1 protein-coding gene is annotated in these 2,551 nt (G+C 55.1%); it reads right to left on the reverse strand.

The window, feature by feature from the left end; translation table 11 throughout:
- Window positions 1-246: 246 nt before the first annotated feature.
- Window positions 247-2,154: an ATP-binding cassette domain-containing protein gene (locus ACIQ0R_RS12220; protein ID WP_395827840.1), complete on the reverse strand. Its 1,908-nt coding sequence runs from the start codon at window positions 2,152-2,154 to the stop codon at window positions 247-249.
- Between the last annotated feature and the right edge of the window lie 397 nt (window positions 2,155-2,551).

Consider the following 2,551-nt stretch of genomic DNA (forward strand, 5'->3'; position numbering starts at 1 on the left):
AAACTGTTTCGTTTTAATTCGTTCATATCCTGCCTTCGTTGTTCAGTGCAGGATACTCCTTAAACTATTGTCCGGATTTCCGGGTCCACTATAACCATGCAAATTCCTGGAAATCTCGACAAACGATAAGCGTCATAAAAAAGACGCTAGTACTGACGCACTAATACTGACGCACCAGTACTGACAATAAGGACAGTACTGGCGCCTTGCCCGATCATCGCCGGCGATGCCAGCGACCGACTTGCCTCAACCCTTGCTGCGCGCCTCGATAACTTCCCACTTCTCAAGACTTTCCAACAGCAAGCCATCGATTTCTGCAAAGCGGTCGTTCAGGCGCTTCACTTCTTCCGGCTTTTTCTTGTACAAGTCAGGATCTTCAAGCTGGCTGGAAATCTCCTTCTGCTCCGCTTCCAGCTTGGCGATCAGCAGCGGCAACTCTTCCAGTTCGCGCTGTTCCTTGTAACTCAGCTTTTTCTGCTTCGCTGCAGCCGCAGGTGCTGCCTCCGTCTTGACTTCGATCTTGGCTTCGCTCTTTGCCTTGGCAATCAGTGCCGCCTGGCTCGGGCGCACACGCTCCCAGTCGGTATAACCGCCGACATATTCGCGCCACATGCCGTCGCCTTCAGCGGCAATCACTTGCGTGACGACATTATCCAGGAAGGTGCGATCATGGCTGACCAGGAATACGGTACCGGCATAATCTTCCAGCAGTTCTTCCAGCAGTTCCAGGGTATCGATATCGAGGTCGTTGGTAGGTTCATCCAGCACCAGCACATTGGCAGGCTTGGCAAACAGTCGCGCCAGCAGCAGACGATTGCGCTCGCCGCCGGAGAGCGATTTGACCGGCGAACGCGCCCGCTCCGGCGCAAACAGGAAGTCGTTCAGATAGGTCATTACATGCTTGCGCTGGCCGTTGATTTCAACCCAATCGCTACCCGGCGCAATGGTGTCGGCCAGGCTGGCATCTTCGTTTAGCTGCGCGCGCATCTGATCGAAATACGCGATCTGCAATTTGGTGCCCTGCTTGACGCTGCCGCTATCGGGCTGGTCAACGCCAAGAATCAGTTTCAACAGCGTAGTCTTGCCGGCGCCGTTCTGGCCGATCAGGCCGACTTTGTCGCCGCGCAAAATGGTGGCCGTAAAGTCGCGCACGATGACTCTGTCGCCATACGCTTTATTGACATCGGTCAGCTCAGCGACGATCTTGCCGGAGCGTTCGCCGGATGACACGTCCAGCTTGACCTGACCCTGCTGGTCGCGGCGTGCGCTGCGCGCCAGGCGCAAGGCTTCCAGCCGTCGCACGCGCCCTTCGTCACGGGTGCGGCGCGCCTGCACGCCTTTGCGAATCCAGATTTCTTCCTGCGCCAGAAATTTGTCGAACTTGGCGTTTTCGATTTCTTCGATTTCCAGCTGCTCGGCCTTACGCACCTGATACGCCGTGAAGTTACCAGGGAAAGACAGCAGACGGCCGCGATCGAGTTCGATGATGCGGGTAGCAACGTTATCGAGGAAACTGCGATCATGGGTAATGAACAGTACGCTACCCTTGTAATCGCGCAGCAGGCCTTCGAGCCACATGATTGAACTGAAATCCAGATGGTTGGTAGGCTCATCGAGCAGCAACACATCTGGCGTGCTGACCAATGCGCAAGCCAGCGCCACCCGCTTTTGCATACCCCCGGAAAGCTGGCCCATCAGCAGATCTTTATTCAGGTTCAGGCGATCCAGCGTAGTCTCGACCTTGTTGGTCAGACTCCAGGCATCGGCAGCATCGAGCTTGCTCTGGATCTCATGCATGCGTTCCATGATGGCGTCATCGTTATCGCCGCCGAACTGCCCGGTCAACGCGTCGTATTCATTCAGCAATGCCTGCATCTCGCCCATGCCGGAGGCGACGGCATCGAAGACCGACATCGATTCATCAAAATGCGGTTCCTGATCGACATATGCGATCTTGATACCTTGCTGCATGACCATTAAACCGTCATCCAGCTTGGAGACGCCGGCAATGGTTTTCAGCAGCGACGATTTGCCGGTACCGTTACGGCCGATCAGGCCGACCCGCTCGCCTGCTTCCAGCAAAAATTCTGCGCGATCCAGCAACGCGACGTGACCGAATGCGAGTTGCGCATTGGTAATAGAGATGACTGCCATAATTTGGATGAGGCCACAAAAAGAAAGATCTGCGGTAGCGTCGTGTCCGTATCAGACCAAACACTATGCTGACAACGCGCAGTCAATAGGATGAATTAGCCGCGTATTGTACCTTACCTGCTCCTGCGCAAGCGCTAGCCAAGCGCGGCACCCCACTACCCACTTAGCGAAAAAGCAATTCCCTGCGACCCATGGCAAAGTGGCCACAAGGTGGCAGCGCTTTATTGCCGCCGCTAGCCAGCGCACACACACTTCAAAAATGCGTTGCAGTAAAGTGGACCCATCTGTCCAGACAAATATCTGCATAGTTTAAGAAGCACTTCCTGCCTCCAATACAGCTGCGCGGCGCTGTCCCGGTTTTTCTGTTGCTCTTGGTGTTGCTGTTGATCTTGCCGTT

Source organism: Collimonas sp. (genome assembly GCF_044339385.1).
Taxonomy (GTDB): Bacteria; Pseudomonadota; Gammaproteobacteria; order Burkholderiales; family Burkholderiaceae_D; genus Collimonas.